Source organism: Collinsella sp. CLA-ER-H10 (assembly GCF_040092475.1).
Taxonomy (GTDB): Bacteria; Actinomycetota; Coriobacteriia; order Coriobacteriales; family Coriobacteriaceae; genus Collinsella.
The window spans coordinates 1-2,448 of the sequence record NZ_JBBNLM010000041.1; the positions used below are offsets into that span (position 1 = coordinate 1).

Annotated in this window: 3 protein-coding genes; 2 read left to right on the plus strand and 1 reads right to left on the minus strand. The window is 60.0% G+C overall.

Annotated elements, in window-relative coordinates:
• Nucleotides 1-124: 124 nt before the first annotated feature.
• Nucleotides 125-679, minus strand: a complete 555-nt coding sequence (locus AAAX36_RS09375; protein ID WP_050766130.1) for an SIS domain-containing protein — start codon at nt 677-679, stop codon at nt 125-127.
• Nucleotides 680-865: 186 nt separating this feature from the next.
• Here AAAX36_RS09375 and AAAX36_RS09380 point away from each other — a divergent pair, with 186 nt between their 5' ends.
• On the plus strand, nt 866-1,402 hold the full coding sequence (locus tag AAAX36_RS09380; RefSeq protein ID WP_349075272.1) for a PTS glucose transporter subunit IIA: 537 nt from the start codon (nt 866-868) through the stop codon (nt 1,400-1,402).
• A gap of 232 nt (nt 1,403-1,634) precedes the next feature.
• Nucleotides 1,635-2,192 carry a hypothetical protein gene (locus AAAX36_RS09385; protein WP_349075274.1) on the plus strand — a complete coding sequence of 186 codons (558 nt, stop codon included), beginning with the start codon at nt 1,635-1,637 and terminating at the stop codon, nt 2,190-2,192.
• Nucleotides 2,193-2,448 lie beyond the last annotated feature (256 nt).

The window sequence follows — 2,448 nt, forward strand, 5'->3', positions numbered from 1 at the left end:
CGGGGGCAGGGACGTTCGGCCGTGCGCGGGCGCCCGGTCGGCGGCCCGTTCTGGGCGCGCCTCAATCGTAGCCCGAGACGGTCCCGGGCTGACAATTTCGACTGTAATGGACGTTCTTAAATGACTACTTGAGCCCGGGCAGGCGGGCGTAGGGAAACGAGTGCTCTAGGAACTCGGAGCAGCGGGCGTAGTCTTTGGCGAAGTAGCTGCTGTAGAGCGAATCGAGCACGTATTGCACGGCGATGTGGCTCGCGAACTGCGTGATGCGATGCGTCATGCTCTCGTGGTCACTCACCGTGAGGTAGGCGGCAAAGCCAGGGTGAATGCGTGCGCAATGAGGCGTGCCGATAACGATGACCGGGACATGCCGACTGCTGAGGATCGGTAAGATGTCCTTGAGGTTGGGGGCAAGGCCGCTGTAGGAGATGGCGATTGCCACATGGTCGGGGCCCGAGGCGAGCGCCGTGCACACCTGGGGTTCGATATTGTCGTGGCACGTCGCGCTTTTACCGGCGGAGAACAGGCGATCGCGGAACATTCCCGCTGGATAGAGATTGTGCGAGCCCGTGTAGATGTCGACCTGTCGGGCGTTCGCGATGAGTTTGGTGGCGTGGTCGAGCTGCGTGGGGTCGAGCAGCTCCTGCGTCTCGGCCAGCGTGTTCTGGTAGAGCCCCTCCATGCGCTCCATGACCTGCGCAGGCGATACTCGGCTTATCGACCCGCGATGCAAAGGAGATGCTCATCCCACGAGCACTACCGGGAAGGGCTTGCGATTCGAGCCCTCGCCTTAGTATTTTGGCCATTTGGCACTATAATCACCATAGGCATGCGCAAAACGTTGCGCTTAATCAAGAGGAGAAAACGTATGGGTCTGTTTGATATGTTCAAGAAGAAGGCTGAGCCCGCGGCTGCCGCTGCTCCTGCCTCCATCTCTGCTTCTGCCGGCGCTGACGTGCTGTGCTCGCCCGTCAAGGGCAAGGTCGTCAAGATGGCCGACGTGCCCGATCCCGTCTTTAGCGGCGAGGTACTGGGCAAGGGCTGCGCCGTGTGGCCCGAGGACGACCTGGTCTACGCTCCCTGCGACGGCAAGGTGACCGTCACCATGGGCCACGCCGTGGGCCTGCAGTCCGATAGCGGCATCGAGGTTCTGGTGCACGTTGGCGTCGATACCGTCAACATGAACGGCGACGGCTTCGAGGGCTTCGTCAAGGCTGACGATGTCGTCAAGGCCGGCCAGCCCATGCTCAAGATCGACCGCGCCAAGATCGCCGCTGCCGGTTACAAGGATTGCGTCGTCGTGGCCGTGTCCAACACCGCCGAGTTTGCCGACGTCGAGCTCGCCGTCGAGGCTGAGTCTGCCGTCGCCGCCGGTGACGCCATCGTTAAGGTCGTTCGCAAGTAGACTGCGACAACATAAGGATGTGCAAGGGCGGTCGGGTTATCCGGCCGCCCTTTTTTAATAGGCCTAGCAGGTGCATTTTATTGCAGGGGGTTTGCTTTACAGGCCATTCGCTCGTCAAATTGAGCCGTCTGCGCTTTTGCGACGCAGGGGTTGGGCCGGGCCGCTAATATGGACTTGCTGTTACGACGTGCGCTGTGCGGGGAACGCGGCGCCGCTTGTTTGGAGGAATGTCATGAAAAAGAAGCTGCTGCTTGCGCCCCTGATGGCCGCTTTGGTTGCGTGCGTGGTTTTGCTTTCCGGCTGCGGAGGGCCTTCGGTGGAGGAGCTCATCACCAGCGACCTTACGAGCCAGTTTGACGAGATCAAGAACGGCGGCGATGACTTCCTCTCCGGTCTGAAAGAGGCTTCGGGCGACGAGTTTGAGCAGCTGGGCATCGATCCCAAGGAGTACGCCAAGAGCTATCTCGAGGGTTTTGATTACAAGATCGGCGACGTGACGGTCGACGAGGACAAGGGTACCGCGACTGCCGAAGTCACCATCACTTGCAAGTCCATGAACAAGATCGTCGAAGATTTCGCCACCCAGTATCAGGAGAAGATTGCAGCGCTCGACGAGCTGCCGTCCGAGGACAACCTGTACAAACTTGCCGGCCAGGTGATGGTCGATGTGACCAAGGCCGCCAAGCCCAAGGACACCAAGGTTACCTTTAAGTATTCCGCCAACGAGGATAACGAGTGGTCTGCCGACGATTCCGCAACCACCGAGATGATGAATGCGATGATGAGCTAGTTCGTTGCGGCGTTTTACCAAACGCCGCAACTGCTCGACGCTGTAAACGCCCAGGACGATAGTTTGTCATGAAAAAGGCGAGGCACGACCAGAAGGTCTATGCCTCGCCTTTTTCATGACAAGGTGGCAGTTGGGTGTTCCTATAGTTTTGTCAACCGTCGGGGCTACTCCCGGTAGGGCACCCGGTCGCGCATCACGGCGTATATCGCCCTGAGCCGCTTCCTCGCGACGGCCTTGAGCGCCCGCCCGTGCCCCA

Excerpts from the sequence above, each read along its gene's own strand:
- AAAX36_RS09375 (WP_050766130.1), bottom strand. The coding sequence starts at position 679 with ATGGAGGGGCTCTACCAGAACACGCTGGCCGAGACGCAGGAGCTGCTC.
- AAAX36_RS09385 (WP_349075274.1), top strand. The coding sequence starts at position 1,635 with ATGAAAAAGAAGCTGCTGCTTGCGCCCCTGATGGCCGCTTTGGTTGCG.
- AAAX36_RS09380 (WP_349075272.1), top strand. The coding sequence starts at position 866 with ATGGGTCTGTTTGATATGTTCAAGAAGAAGGCTGAGCCCGCGGCTGCC.